Below are 13,529 nucleotides of genomic sequence, written 5' to 3'. Positions count from 1 at the left end.
ACGACTGGATCTGACGGTGCGTCAACTAGGGTGTGGGGCCCGATTGGCAGCGCGGACACCAGTAGGCGGGGCGGGCGTCCTGCTCGCCCGCCCGGATCGGCGTTCCGCAGCGAAGGCAGGGACGGCGGTTTCTGCCGTAGACCCAGAGATTCTCGCTCGGGCGGGCGGGGCGGTACGGCCGGCCGGTGGCGGTGCGCGGGCGGGCGCCGGTGGTGGTGATGCGCTCCGGGCGGTCGCGGTTGGCTTCGAGGAGTTGTTTGGCCGTGGTTACCAGTAGGGCAGCCGTGGCCGTGGGGAGTTCGCCGATGGGGAGCCAGGGGGTGGCGCGGGCCAGGAAACAGAGCTCGGTCTTGTAGATGTTGCCGATGCCGGCCAGGTTGCGCTGGTCCAGGAGGGCCTCACCGAGGGGCCGGGCGGGGTCGGTGAGGAGATTGCGCAGCGCCGTGGAGGCGTCCCAGTCCGGCCCCAGGAGGTCGGGGCCGAGGTGGCCCACGGCCTTCTCCTCGTCCTCGGTGCGCAGGAGTTCGAGGACGGGGAGGCGGTAGCCGACGGCGGTGTGCGCGGTGTTGGCCAGGATGGCGCGGATCTGGTGCGTGGGGCCGCCGCGCCAGCGCTCGCCCTGGGCGTAGATCCGCCAGGCACCGTCCATCCGCAGATGGCTGTGGAGGGTGAGACCGCCCTCGAACCGGGTCAGCAGGTGTTTGCCGCGTGAGACGACGTCGAGGACGGCCCGGCCGGTCAGGTCGGCGGTGGCGAAGCGGGGGACGCGCAGGTCGGACCTGGTGAGGACCTGGCCGGCGAGCGCGCGGTGCAGACGCCTGGCGGTCTGCAGGACGGTGTCTCCTTCGGGCATACCTCCATGATGCGTGGTCCGGGTGGCCGGGCGGGGAGCGTGCGGTGCCGGTGGGGCGCTCGCATCGTGCGGCGCGGGCAGGCGGGAGGATCTGGGGCAGATGCCTGCGGGCTGCGGGCTGCCGGTGGGGGATTGTGGCCGCCCGGGTGCGCGGGGCAGGCGCGGAGGCGGAGGGCTCTGCGGAGGCGGCGCGCTCTTGAGGTGGCGAGGAAGCCGGTCGCTTCCGGCGCGGGTGTGCGGGGCTGGGGCGGGAGGCGGAGTGCTCTTGGGGTGGCGAGGAACCCGACCCGATTCCAGCGGGGGTGTGTGGGGGTCAGGCGCGGAGGCGGAGGCCTCTCGGGGTGGCGAGGAATCCGGCAGATTCCAGGGTGCGGCCCAGCGGCGAGGTCAGGGCCGAGGCGCCGTTGGTGCGCTCCACGGTGACCGTGCCGAGGGCTCCGGCGCGGGCCGCGGCGGCCAGGGCTCCTGCCGCCGCCCGGAGTGCGGGGTCGTCCGGATCGGTCGTCCACGCCAGCAGTGTCTTGCCGCCGCGTTCCATGTACAGCGTCAGTTCGCCGTCGACCAGGACCACGAGGGAGCCCGCCTTGCGGCCCGGCTTGTGCCCGGCCCCGTCCGGCGGCTCGGGCCAGGGCAGGGCCGCGCCATAGGCATTGGCCGGGTCGGCCGCGGCGAGCACCAGGACGCGAGGAGTCGCGCCCGGTTCCGTACGGTCGCGGGCGGTGGAGGCGGCACGCAGCCGGTCCACGGCGCCGTCCATGGCGAACTGCGCGGCCCCCAGCCCCTCGACGACATAGCCGCGGCGCGCCTGCCCGTTGTCCTCGAAGACGGACAGCACGCGGTACGCGGCGGAGAAGCCGCCTTCCACGCCCTCGGCCTGGACCGCGCCGCGGGTCACCACGCCGTGCCGGTCCAGCAGGGTGCGGGCCAGGGCGTGGGCCCGGTGCGTGGGGTCCGGTTCGATGGCAGGCAGCAGGGACCAGCGGCCCGACACCGTGGGCGGGCCGGTGCGCGAGGCGGGACGGGCCGCGGCTGTCAGCGAGCCGTAACGGCCACGCGGGACATTCCGCTTGGCGCGGTGCGCCGTTGCTCCGGCCGTGCGTCCGGAGCCGAGGAGCGAACGCAGCGGGGCGAGCGTGTCGTTGGTGAGCCGGCCCGACCAGGTCAGGTCCCAGACGGCGTCCGCCAGCTGGGGATCGGTGCAGTCCGGGTGGGTGGTGGCCCGGACCTGATCGGCGATCTGGCGGAAGAAGAGCCCGTATCCGCCGGTCAGGGCGGTGAGTACGGATTCGTGCAGCGCACTGAGTTCGAGCGGGCGTGGGGGTGCCAGGAGCAGGGGCGCGCTGTCGGCCAGGTAGAGGGAGAGCCAGCCGTCCTTGCCGGGGAGGGCGCCCGCACCGGCCCAGACGACCTCGCCGGTAGTGGTCAGTTCGTCGAGGAGCGCGGGGGAGTAGCCGGTGACCCGGCTGGGCAGGACCAGCTTCTCCAGAGCGGACGCGGGGACCGGGGCGCCCTGCAACTGCTCGATGGCGCGGGCCAGTCCGTCGATTCCGCGCAGGCTGTTGTTGCCGAGATGCTGCCACTGGGGGAGGAAACCTGCCAGAGCGGCAGGCGGCACCGGCTCCAGCTCATGACGGAGCGCGGCGAGCGAGCGGCGTCGCAGCCGCCGCAGGACGGTGGCGTCGCACCACTCCTGGCCGATGCCGGCCGGATGGAACTCTCCCTGGACGATCCGGCCGGAGGCGGCCAGCCGTTGCAGCGCACCGTCGGTGACGGCGGTGCCGAGACCGAAGCGGGCTGCCGCCCCGGTGGAGGTGAACGGTCCGTGCGTACGGGCGTAGCGGGCCAGGAGGTCGCCGAGCGGGTCCTTGACCGGTTCAGTGAACGCCTCCGGGACGCCGACCGGGAGCGCTGTGCCGAGGGCGTCGCGCAGCCGGCCCGCGTCCTCGATCGCCGCCCAGTGCTCGTCGCCGCCGATCCGGACCCGGATGGCCCGGCGGGCCGACGCCAGCTCCTGCGCCCACGGCGGTTCGGCCCCGCGTTCGGCCAGCTCGGTGTCGGTGAGCGGGCCGAGGACCCGCAGCAGATCGGCGACGCCTTCGACGTCCTTGATGCGGCGGTCCTCGGCCAGCCACTGGAGCTCCTGCTCCAGCTCGGTCAGGACATCGGCGTCGAGCAGTTCGCGCAGCTCCGCCTGGCCCAGCAGCTCGGCCAGGAGATGGGAGTCCAGGGACAGTGCGGCGGCCCGCCGCTCGGCGAGGGGCGAGTCGCCCTCGTACAGGAACTGTGCGACGTAGCCGAACAGGAGCGAGCGTGCGAACGGCGAGGGTTCCTGGGTCGTCACCTCGACCAGGCGGATCCGGCGTGCTTCCAGGTCGCCCATCACCTCCGTGAGCCCGGGGACGTCGAAGACGTCCTGGAGGCATTCACGGACCGCCTCGAGAACGATGGGGAAGGAGCCGAACTCGGAGGCGACCTGGAGGAGCTGGGCGGCCCGCTGCCGCTGCTGCCAGAGTGGTGTGCGCTTGCCGGGACTGCGCCGGGGCAGCAGCAGCGCCCGGGCCGCGCACTCGCGGAACCGGGAGGCGAACAGGGCGGAACCACCGACCTGGTCGGTGACGATCTGAGCGATCTCGCCCTGGTCGAAGGCCACGTCGGCGGCACCGACCGGAGGCTGATCGCTGTCGTGCGCGGCGTTCGACAGCGGGGCCGGTGTCCCGCCGTCCGGGTCGGCGCCCCGAGCCGGGTCCACCGGGTCGAAGTCGAGGAGGTCCAGGCCCATCATGTCGGCGTCCGGCAGCCTGAGCACGATGCCGTCGTCGGCATGCATGACCTGGGCGTCCATGCCGTACCGCTCCGCGAGACGGGCGCTGAGGGCGAGCGCCCACGGAGCGTGCACCTGGGCGCCGAACGGGGAATGCACGACGACGCGCCAGTCGCCCAGCTCGTCACGGAACCGCTCGACGAGGATGGTCCGGTCGTCCGGTACATGGCCACAGGCCCGGCGCTGTTCGTCGATGTAGGACAGCACGTTGTCCACGGCCCACGTGTCGAGGCCCGCGGCCAGCAGGCGTTGCCGCGCGTCCTGCGGGGACAGCCCGCCGAGCTCGCGGAGGAACGCGCCCAGCGCACGGCCCAGCTCCAGCGGACGTCCGAGCTGGTCGCCCTTCCAGAACGGCAGCCGGCCCGGAACGCCGGGCGCCGGTGACACCAGGACCCGGTCGCGGGTGATGTCCTCGATCCGCCAGGACGTGGTGCCCAGCGTGAAGACATCGCCCACCCTGGACTCGTACACCATCTCCTCGTCCAGCTCACCGACCCGGCCGCCGCCCTTCTTGGGGTCGGCGCCCGCGAGGAAGACCCCGAAGAGTCCGCGGTCGGGGATGGTGCCGCCGGACGTGACGGCGAGCCGCTGGGCGCCGGGTCGTCCCGTGACCGTGCCGGCGACGCGGTCCCAGACCACGCGGGGGCGCAGCTCGGCGAAGGCGTCGGACGGATAGCGGCCGGCCAGCATGTCGAGCACGGCGGTGAACGCCGACTCCGGCAGCGAGGCGAAAGGGGCTGCCCGGCGGGTCACGGCCAGCAGGTCGTCCACCTGCCAGCTGTCCAGCGCGACCATCGCGACCAACTGCTGGGCCAGCACGTCCAGTGGATTGGACGGGATGCGGAGCGCCTCGATGGAGCCCTCGCGCATCCGCTCGGTGACCACCGCGGCCTGCACCAGGTCGCCGCGGTACTTCGGGAAGACGACGCCGGTGGACACCGCGCCCACCTGGTGTCCGGCCCGGCCGACCCGCTGCAGCCCGGAGGCGACCGACGGCGGTGACTCGACCTGGATCACCAGGTCGACGGCGCCCATGTCGATGCCCAGCTCCAGGCTGGAGGTGGCGACCACCGCGGGCAGCCGGCCCGCCTTGAGGTCCTCCTCGACCTGGGCGCGCTGCTCCTTGGAGACCGATCCGTGGTGCGCCCGCGCGAGCAGGGCGGGCGCACCCTTCGCGGCGCCCGACTCGGCCATGATCTCGGCCGGTGAGTGGGCCTCCGGCATGGTCTCGCCGGTGGCCCGCTCGTACGCGATCTCGTTGAGGCGGTTGCAGAGCCGCTCCGCGAGGCGGCGGGAGTTGGCGAAGACGATGGTGGAGCGGTGCGCCTGGACGAGATCGGCGATCCGCTCCTCCACGTGCGGCCAGATCGACGGCTTGTCGGCCTGGCCCGCGGAGTCCGTGTCGGCGGCGGGGGAGCCGCCGAGCTCACCGAGGTCCTCGACCGGCACGACCACCGACAGATCGAACTGCTTGGTGGACGTCGGCTGGACGATCTCCACCCTGCGCTGCGGGGAGAGGAACCGTGCCACTTCGTCGACCGGGCGGACCGTGGCGGACAGGCCGATGCGGCGGGCCGGGCGCGCCAGCAGCTCGTCGAGACGCTCCAGGGAGAGAGCGAGGTGGGCGCCCCGCTTGGTGCCCGCGACGGCGTGCACCTCGTCCAGGATCACCGTCTCGATTCCCGCCAGTGCCTCCCGGGCCGAGGAGGTCAGCATCAGGAACAGGGACTCGGGGGTGGTGATCAGGATGTCCGGGGGCCGGGTCGCCATGGAGCGGCGCTCGGCTGGCGGCGTGTCGCCCGAGCGGATTCCCACCCGTACCTCGGGTTCGGGCAGCCCGAGGCGCACCGACTCCTGGCGGATGCCGGTCAGCGGGGAGCGGAGATTGCGTTCGACGTCGACCGCGAGGGCCTTGAGCGGTGACACGTAGAGCACCCGGCAGCGCTTCTTCGGCTCGGCGGGCGGCGGGACCGCGGTCAGCTGGTCCAGGGCGGCGAGGAAGGCGGCCAGGGTCTTGCCCGATCCGGTCGGTGCGACGACCAGGACGTCCGACCCGGCCCCGATCGCCCGCCAGGCGCCCTCCTGCGCGGCCGTCGGCGCGCTGAAGGCCCCCGTGAACCAACTGCGGGTCGCGGGGGAGAAGGAATCGAGTGCGGAGCCGGTCATGTCCCCATCGTGCACCCCGCCACTGACAACGGCCGTGAGGACGGTGGGAGCAGGGGCGGCGCAGCGAGAGCTGTCGTGACGCCGCCCGACGAGCGGCGCCGGCGATCACGCTCCGGCCGCTGCCTCCGGCGGACGACGTCGCCCCGACGCCGATCCCCTTGCTCGAACCCCGCGAGCCGGCGGCGCGACCACGATCGGTGATCTCCGCCGGAAGCTGCGAGAATTCGGATATGGCGGGACCGGCGGAGTGGGCGAGGTACTGGCAGTACGCGGAACTGCCCGACCTCGATCTGCTGCGGGCCCGCTACGTCCGCCACACCTTCCCGCGCCACAGCCACGAGGGCTATGTGTTCGGCACCATCAGCCACGGCATCGAGGACGTGGGGCTGCCCGGCGGAACCGTCCACGCAGGTCCCGGCACCGTCGTCATGATCAACCCGGAGGTCCCGCACACCGCTCGCGCCGGCGCCCCCGAGGGTGGGTGTACGCCACGCTCTACCCGTCCGCACAGGTGATCAACGCCATCGCGGCCGATACGACCGGCCTGCGCGGCACGGTCGGCTTCACGGAGACCAGCGTGGTCGATCCGTACGCGGCCGGGCTGATCAGGGAGGTCCACCGCGCGGCCGAGGAGGGCAACGCGCTCGCCGCGGACACTGTGCTGCGCGTCATGGTCACGCGCCTGCTCACCCGGCACGGCAGCATACTTCCCACGCCCGGACCCCGGGCGGCGGGCGCGCGGGGCGCCGTGCGGGCCCGTGCCGTGCTGGAGAGCAGGATGGCCGGGCCGCCCACGCTGGAGGCGCTGGCCACCGAGCTCGGCACGAGCCCGTTCGCCCTGCTGAGGGCCTTCAAGAAGCAGTACGGAATGCCCCCGCACACCTGGCTGACCGACGCCCGGGTCCGGCGTGCGCGCCGGATGCTCGACGCGGGCACGGCCCCCGCGGTGGCCGCGGCCGAGGTCGGCTTCACCGACCAGCCCCATCTCAACCGTCACTTCACCCGGATCGTCGGTGTGCCCCCGGGCGCCTACCAGCGCGAACGTGCAAGAACGTACAAGACCGGCCCCGAACCGCCCGGGTAGCGTTCCGGGCGTGGCAGAACAGACAGCACCCCTTCAGAGAGCCGGCGAACCGGCCGGTCAGGCCGACGGCAGCATGATCACCGCCGAGGCCAAGCCGGACGCGGCCGTCGTGCGTGACGCGCTCGGTGTCGGCATAGCCGTCGGACTCTCCGGCTTCGCCTTCGGCGTCACCTCGGCCGGCTCCGGGCTGAGCCTGCTGCAGACCTGCGCGCTCAGCCTTCTCGTCTTCACCGGCGCCTCCCAGTTCGCCCTCGTCGGCGCCCTCGCCGCAGGCGGCAATCCGTACACCGCGGCCGCCGGCGCCTTCTTCCTCGGCGTACGCAACTCGTTCTACGGCCTGCGGCTGTCCCAGCTGCTCGCCCTCCCGCGCGCGGTGCGCCCCTTCGCCGCGCAATGGGTCATCGACGAGACGACGGCCGTGACGCTGCCCCAGCCCACCCGGCGGGCCGCCCGGATCGGCTTCACCGTCACCGGGCTCACGCTCTACGTGCTGTGGAACCTCACCACCCTGGTCGGAGCCCTGGGCGCCGAGGCGCTCGGCGACACCGACGCCTGGGGGCTGGACGCGGCCAGTCCCGCCGTCTTCCTCGCCCTGCTCGCGCCGATGCTCAAGACCACGACGGAGCGCGTCACCGGCGCGCTCGCGGTGCTGCTCGTCCTCGGCCTGCTGCCGGTACTGCCGGCGGGGGTTCCCGTCCTGGTGGCCGCCCTCGCGGCGCCCGTCGTCCTCTTCATGAGGGGACGTGGCAAGGGGCCGGGCGCACCGGAAGCGAAGAACTCGAGCACGACCACGTCGAAGGACGGCCGATGAACGTCTGGATCGCCATCGCACTGACCACCGCGGGCTGCTACCTCGCCAAGCTCCTCGGTCTCCTGGTGCCCGCCGGCGCCCTGGAGCGCCCCGTCGTGCAGCGCCTGGCCGCGCTCCTGCCAGTGGCCCTTCTGGCCGCCCTGACCGCGCAGCAGACCTTCGGCGACGGGCAGCAACTGGTCCTGGACGCCAGGGGCGCCGGCCTCGCCGCCGCGGCCCTCGCCCTCGTCCTGCGCGCGCCCTTCCTCGTGGTGGTGGGCGTGGCCGTGGCAGTCACCGCCGGAGTGCGCGCCCTCGGCTAGTGCCTCTCGCTTGGATCAGGCCGGATCCGGACGAGAGACATCACGGCTGATCGGAACACGTGGGTAAGGGGCTCGGTCCAGTGGACCGAGCCCCTTACCGAGGGCACCGCGGCGGATACCGGTCAGTGCACCGGCGGCCCGGCGCCCGGCGTCTCCGGCACGTCCAGCCGCGCCGCGTCGCTCTCCGGCCGCAGGAAACAGACGGCGAGCACCCCGGCGACCGCGACCAGCGCGGCCATCAGCAGATACGCGCTGCGGTAACCGGCGGGGACCGAGGAGGCCCCGTCCACCATCCGGCCGGTGACCAGCGGCGAGAGGACGCCGGCCAGGGCGTAGACGAACGCCAGGGCGCCCAGCGCCACCCCGCGCTGGCCGGCGGGGGTGATTCGTGCGACGGCCGTCTGCGACACCGTAAGGATCACATTCGTCAGCGCCATCGGTCCGACCATCAGCGCGATCTTCACGCCCACCGCGTCCACTTCGGCGAACGCGGCGATCGAGACGGCGGCCAGGCACATCACAAGACCGCCGCCGAGCCCCACCGGCAGCCTGGGCGCCCTGCCCTTCCTGGAGGCGCGCCTGGCGAGCAGCCCATGGCTCAGCAGTACCACCGCGTTGCCCACGGCGGTCGCCGTCACCACCGCACCCGACTGCTGCAGGCTCAGCCCCGAGACCTCGTGAAGATAGTCCGGTGCCCAGGTCAGCCCGGCGGAGAGCAGCCAGTAGGCGGCGAAAGCGCCGAAGGCGGCCGTCAGCCAGGTGCCGGAGAGCAGCAGCCGACGGTAGGGCACGGACGCGCCGCCCCCGTCGCCGGCCGCGGATGACGGGGACCGCCTGCCGAGCGGCGGCGCGAGCGGTCCCTCCTCGCCCCGCACGTACCAGCACACCGCCCAGACGAGGCCGACGAGCCCGACGATGCCGAAGGCCCACCGCCATCCCCACGCGCCGATCACCACGGTGAGCAGCGGAGCGGACACCGCCACCCCGCCCGCCGCGCCGACCATCAGCACAGCGGTCGGCAGGGTCCGCTCCCGCTGCCCGAACCAGCCGTGCAGATGGTGCACCGCCACGGGTGCGGACGGCCCCTCCGCGGCGCCCAGCAGCACCCGCGTCACCACGAGCGTGCCGAAGCCGGCGGCCCCGAGCAGCATCGGCAGCTGCGCCACCGACCACAGCAGGGCCATCCCGAGCAGCAGCACCGTCGTACGGACCCGGCGGGTCAGGAACGACACCCCGAGGGCGGCCAGGCTGAACAGGGCGAAGAACGCGGACTGCGCCGTGCCGAATTCACCCCGGGTCAGTCCCAGTTCGTCGCGGATCGGGTCGGCGGCCAGTCCCATGACGGTCTTGTCCGCGAAGTTCACCAGCATGAAGGTGAGCAGCAGCCAGGTGGTGCCCCAGGCACCCCGCCGCAGCTCTGCCCCCGCTGCCTCGGCGGGCAGCGCCGCCGCTCCGGCGGTGGCGCTCACCCGTCCTCCCCGCCGCAACCGCACGCGTCGTCGTCCGCGACACCGACGCTGATCATTCCGGCCGCGCGCCTGCGGCCCTCCGGGGAGCGCGTCAGCTCCGTCTCCACGTCGGTGCCCTCGGCCACCGCAGCCGATTCGGCAGCCGCCCAGTTGAACACCCCGCGGGCCATGGTCGAGGTCTCGGCCGTCGCCCGCCTGGCGTACACCCGGGCCCGGATCCGGGCCACCTCCACGTCGGCCGGAGCCGCCAGCGCGGCGGTCTCCGCCAGATGTGAGGCGAGCCGCAGCTCACCGTCGGCCAGCAGCTCCACCGCCCGCAGCGCCAGCACGGACGCACCGCCCGCCGCGGCGGCGTACTCGGCGGCGACCGCCGCGTCCGGGGCCGGCTTGAGGTGGGCCGGGTTCTGGTCGTACCAGCCGCCCCACAGCCGCCACAGGTTCCGCACGACGAACTCCGGCTCGTCGTAGGCGGGATGCAGGTAGGGCTTCTCCAGCAGTTCCTGCGGCACCCGCACACCGTGCAGCACGGCGTCGAGCCGGTGGCCGGCGTTCATCAGGGCCCTGGTCTGCTCACAGAGCGACTCCAGGAGACGCGCGGTGTCGTCGAGAGCCCGGTGGACGCGGTCCCTGCCGACGATCGGCACCCCGTGTCCGGGAAGGAGCAGTTCGGCGCCCAGCTCCTGCATGGCGCGCAGCGCGCGCGCCCATTCCTCCGGATACCGCTGCACCTTCTGGGGGTTGCCCGCGTTCGGCGTGTTCCAGATGAACAGGTCACCCGTGCACAGGGTCTTGAGCTCGGGGATCCACACATAGGTGCTGTCGTCCGTCTCCCCCTTGGCGTGCACCAGCTCGAAGGTCAGGTCTCCGCGCCGGACGGTCATCCGCTCCCGGTAGGTGGTGTCGGGGTAGCGGTAGGTGGACGGCCAGTTGAGCGACGGTACGCCGAACTGCTTCCGGTTGATCCAGGAGTTGTAGCCGGCCGTGCTGACGTAGCGGTCGAACCGGGCGGTGACGGCCTCGTGCGCGATGACCTCGGGCCGCTCCCTGCCCTCGCTGTCCGCCTGCGCGTCGAACGGCGCGACACCGAAGACATGGTCGACATGGCCGTGGGTGTAGACGACCGTGCTGACCGGCTGCCCGCTGAAGGCCCGGACCGCCTCGTGCAGCGGGCGGGCGGTGCGGATGTCACCGGAGTCCACCAGGACCAGCCCGTCCCCCGTGTCGAAGACCGCCACGTTGGCGAAGGCGGGCAGGAAGCCGACCCGGTCGCGTACCGGCACCAGCTCGGCGCCCGAGTACGCCCCGGACAGATGCGCCAGCAGTGTGTCCTCGCCCTGCCACACCCGGTCGATATAGCTGAGATAGTCCGTCGGCTTGTGCTCGGTCATACCTGCGGCTCCTTCGGTGCTGTGCGGCGGATCGCCGGAAACCCGAGTCTCGGCCCCTGCGGTGACCTCCGACACCCGTCCTCGTCACACCGTCGGAAGTTGCTTACTGTGACGTGTCACAAGGACCTTCGGAACGCGGGAGAACAGCCATGCCACTGTCCGACGCGGCCAGGGCACTCGCCCTGCGATGCGAGCCCAGGGTCAACGAGCTGGCCCGGCACATGGCCCGTGACTCCTTCGAGCAGCTACCGGGGTACGCGGAGCTCCCCGACGACGTGAAGGACCTGGAGATCGCCGCCACCGCCCGGCACGGGGTGCGCCTCTTCCTGCGCCGGGCCAGCGAACCGCACCCCGGCCCGGGCGGGCTGCGGCTGTTCCGCGAGCGGGCCGCCCAGCGCGCCGAGGAGGGGATGCCGCTGCATCTGCTGCTGCGCACCCACGCACTCGGCGTGTACGTCCTGTGGCAGGCACTCCGTGAGGCCTCGGAACCCGGCGAGGAGGGCGCGCTGATCGAGCTCGTCGACCTGCTGCTCCAGTCTCACCATTCCCTCCTCGGCACCGTGGCCGAGACCTACATGGACGAGCGTTCCGCGCTGGAGGCGGAACAGCGCGAGCGCCGCCGCTCCCTGGTGCGCGGCTTCCTCGACGGGGCGTTGGAGCCCGGGAACGCCCTGCTGGAGGAACTCGGCCTGGACGGGCCCGCGCTGGTGCTCGCCGTCGTCCTGGAGCCGGCCGACGGGCCGGATGCCGGACCCGGCGGGCCCGACGGCGGCAGTCCGGTGACCGTGCGGCGCCGGATGCGGCGGATCCAGACGGTGCTGGATCACACCTTCGGTACGGAACTGCTCTTCCTGTTCGACGCGGACGCCGGACGGGCCGTCGTACCGGGGGACTGCGAACCACCGGACGACCTCGCCCCGCGTCTGTCCCGCGCCTGCGGGCCGAGGTGCGGATCGCCGCGGTCGCGGCCGCGACGCCCGAGGCGGTGCCCGAGGCCTCCCGCACCGCCACGGAAATCCTGCGGATCGCACGCGTCTGCGGGCTGCCGCCCGCCGTGCACGGCCTCGACGACGTACTCCTGGAATTCCATCTGTCGCGCCCCGGCCCCAGCAGCCGGCGGATCGCGGCGCTGCTCGACCCGGTCGCCGCCCGGCCCGAGCTCCTGCGGACCCTGCGGACCCACCTGGCGCAGCAGCAGGACCGGCGCCTCACCGCGGCGCTGCTGGGGCTCCATCCCAACACCGTCGACAACCGGCTCGCCCGGCTCGCCGAGCTGACCGGGCTCGATCTGGCATCGCCGCGCGGCACCGCGCTCGCCATCGCGGCCCTGCTGCTGCACGACACCGGCCACGAGCACGGGGCCCACGGCAGCGGCTGAGGGTGCCAATCAGTCGAGGCGCCCGTGTGCCCGCAGCGTCTGCAGCGCCCTGAGCGTGACCAGGGGACGCCCCTCCAGCGCCGTCCCCGGAGCCCACTGCCGCCAGGTCACCGGCCAGCCGCCGTCCGTCTCCTGCCCGGCAGCCAGGTGGTCCAGCGCGAGATCCATCTCGGCGTCGGTGAACCACCGGCGCGCCAGCGACTCGGGACCACGGGCGTAGTCGTACGGGAAGTGCTGCTCACCCGGCGCGTAACCGGCCGCCACCGGGTACTGCGCACGCTGCTCCGGATCCAGTACGGCGAGCCGCTGATCGCGCATCAGGCGCCCCAGCCGGTCGGCGGCGGCCTCGGCCCGCGGCCGGTCCGGCGCACCGTCGAGAAAGGCGACGGCGGCCTCGATCTCGTACGGGTGCGAGGTCCGCAGTCCGTCGACGGCCGCCCAGCAGAAGTCGGTGGCCCGGAACAGCCAGGCGTGCCACACGGCGTTGCGGTGCAGCAGCCCGACGACGGGTCCGGTCGCCAGCAGCTCGGCCGGCGGATCGTCGACGATCGGGATGAACGGCGCGGCCGGGTAGCCGCGTTGCGTCGGAAGGAGGGCGGGCAGCGCGCCCTCTTTGGTGGACACATCGGTGAGGAACCGGCAGATCCGCTCCACCCGGAGACCGCTGCACCGGCCGATGGAGTCGAGGACGCTCAGGGCGTGGGCCGTGTGCAGCGGCTGGCTGACGGGGCCGCGCAGATCGGGTTCGAGCGCGTGCCCGTACCCGCCGTCCTCATTGAGATACGCGGCGAGTGCCGTTTCCACGGCGTCCGCACTTCCTTTCATAAAGTGATGTGCGAACCGCCGCTGTTCTAAGACGCGGGCGGTGAGCCAGATGAACTGCTCGGCACGATTGAGGGTGTTTTCTCCGGTTCCAGCCATGGACCGACCGTAGGCCGGTGAGCGCTCCGGGGAAGGGCAGGCGGCCCGGCTGCACTCTCAGGAGCGGGATACTGAAGGCATGCGGTTGACGATTTTCTGGGAACGGATGGCGGACCATTTCGGCGCCGGCTACGCCGACTCCTTCGCGCGCGACCACGTGATGGCCGAGCTCGGCGGGCGCACGGTGCACGAGGCGCTGGCCGCAGGCTGGGAGACCAAGGACGTCTGGCGCGGAGTCTGCACGGCGGTGGGCATCCCCGCGGACAAGCGCTGAGGCCCGGCTCGACGCGCTGATTCGGCGGTCCCTTACCCGGGGCGCGCGCCGGGTTGTCACAG

General features: G+C 73.0%; 10 protein-coding genes and 1 pseudogene. 5 read left to right on the top strand and 6 right to left on the bottom strand.

Going from position 1 to position 13,529, the window contains the following annotated elements:
* Positions 1–25: 25 nt before the first annotated feature.
* On the bottom strand, positions 26–853 hold the full coding sequence (locus LNW71_RS05955) for a DNA-formamidopyrimidine glycosylase family protein (RefSeq protein ID WP_250967282.1): 828 nt from the start codon (positions 851–853) through the stop codon (positions 26–28).
* Positions 854–1,166: 313 nt separating this feature from the next.
* Complete coding sequence (locus LNW71_RS05950) at positions 1,167–5,840, bottom strand: DEAD/DEAH box helicase (RefSeq protein WP_250967281.1); 4,674 nt, start codon at positions 5,838–5,840, stop codon at positions 1,167–1,169.
* A gap of 230 nt (positions 5,841–6,070) precedes the next feature.
* On the opposite strand from LNW71_RS05950, the pseudogene LNW71_RS05945 reads away from it, so the two are divergent.
* The 3 genes and pseudogenes from LNW71_RS05945 (at position 6,071) to LNW71_RS05935 (ending at position 8,037) form a co-directional block, all read left to right on the top strand.
* Positions 6,071–6,924 (top strand): annotated as a pseudogene (locus LNW71_RS05945) (AraC family transcriptional regulator).
* A gap of 10 nt (positions 6,925–6,934) precedes the next feature.
* Complete coding sequence (locus LNW71_RS05940; protein WP_374119353.1) at positions 6,935–7,735, top strand: AzlC family ABC transporter permease; 801 nt, start codon at positions 6,935–6,937, stop codon at positions 7,733–7,735.
* Positions 7,732–8,037 carry an AzlD domain-containing protein gene (locus LNW71_RS05935; RefSeq protein WP_250967280.1) on the top strand — a complete coding sequence of 102 codons (306 nt, stop codon included), beginning with the start codon at positions 7,732–7,734 and terminating at the stop codon, positions 8,035–8,037. Before LNW71_RS05940 ends, LNW71_RS05935 begins: the two co-directional genes overlap by 4 nt.
* Before the next feature lie 122 nt (positions 8,038–8,159).
* Here LNW71_RS05935 and LNW71_RS05930 read toward each other — a convergent pair whose 3' ends face one another.
* From LNW71_RS05930 to LNW71_RS05920, 3 genes are all read right to left on the bottom strand, one after another.
* Positions 8,160–9,506, bottom strand: coding sequence for an MFS transporter (locus LNW71_RS05930; protein ID WP_250967279.1), 1,347 nt, complete (start codon positions 9,504–9,506; stop codon positions 8,160–8,162).
* Positions 9,503–10,894 carry an alkyl sulfatase dimerization domain-containing protein gene (locus LNW71_RS05925; protein ID WP_250967278.1) on the bottom strand — a complete coding sequence of 464 codons (1,392 nt, stop codon included), beginning with the start codon at positions 10,892–10,894 and terminating at the stop codon, positions 9,503–9,505. Before LNW71_RS05925 ends, LNW71_RS05930 begins: the two co-directional genes overlap by 4 nt.
* A gap of 245 nt (positions 10,895–11,139) precedes the next feature.
* Complete coding sequence (locus tag LNW71_RS05920; RefSeq protein ID WP_250967277.1) at positions 11,140–11,721, bottom strand: hypothetical protein; 582 nt, start codon at positions 11,719–11,721, stop codon at positions 11,140–11,142.
* Between the two features lie 119 nt (positions 11,722–11,840).
* Between LNW71_RS05920 and LNW71_RS36415 the strand changes: the two genes are divergently transcribed.
* Positions 11,841–12,272: a helix-turn-helix domain-containing protein gene (locus tag LNW71_RS36415; RefSeq protein WP_250967276.1), complete on the top strand. Its 432-nt coding sequence runs from the start codon at positions 11,841–11,843 to the stop codon at positions 12,270–12,272.
* Between the two features lie 9 nt (positions 12,273–12,281).
* Here the strand turns inward: LNW71_RS36415 and LNW71_RS05910 are convergent, their stop codons facing one another.
* Positions 12,282–13,193 (bottom strand): hypothetical protein, encoded by a 912-nt coding sequence (locus tag LNW71_RS05910; protein ID WP_250967275.1) that lies wholly within the window; start codon positions 13,191–13,193, stop codon positions 12,282–12,284.
* Between the two features lie 79 nt (positions 13,194–13,272).
* Between LNW71_RS05910 and LNW71_RS05905 the strand changes: the two genes are divergently transcribed.
* Positions 13,273–13,467: a DUF3046 domain-containing protein gene (locus tag LNW71_RS05905; protein WP_250967274.1), complete on the top strand. Its 195-nt coding sequence runs from the start codon at positions 13,273–13,275 to the stop codon at positions 13,465–13,467.
* Positions 13,468–13,529: the final 62 nt, after the last annotated feature.

This window comes from Streptomyces sp. RKAG290 (assembly GCF_023701695.1).
Classification (GTDB): domain Bacteria; phylum Actinomycetota; class Actinomycetes; order Streptomycetales; family Streptomycetaceae; genus Streptomyces.
The sequence above is the reverse complement of the archived record's forward strand: the minus strand, read 5'-3'. Positions and strand labels throughout refer to the sequence as shown.

Bases quoted from the DNA above. Each gene is read 5' to 3' on its own strand.
- LNW71_RS05955 (WP_250967282.1), bottom strand. From the start codon at position 853: ATGCCCGAAGGAGACACCGTCCTGCAGACCGCCAGGCGTCTGCACCGC.
- LNW71_RS05950 (WP_250967281.1), bottom strand. From the start codon at position 5,840: ATGACCGGCTCCGCACTCGATTCCTTCTCCCCCGCGACCCGCAGTTGG.
- LNW71_RS05935 (WP_250967280.1), top strand. From the start codon at position 7,732: ATGAACGTCTGGATCGCCATCGCACTGACCACCGCGGGCTGCTACCTC.
- LNW71_RS05925 (WP_250967278.1), bottom strand. From the start codon at position 10,894: ATGACCGAGCACAAGCCGACGGACTATCTCAGCTATATCGACCGGGTG.
- LNW71_RS05910 (WP_250967275.1), bottom strand. From the start codon at position 13,193: ATGGCTGGAACCGGAGAAAACACCCTCAATCGTGCCGAGCAGTTCATC.
- LNW71_RS05905 (WP_250967274.1), top strand. From the start codon at position 13,273: ATGCGGTTGACGATTTTCTGGGAACGGATGGCGGACCATTTCGGCGCC.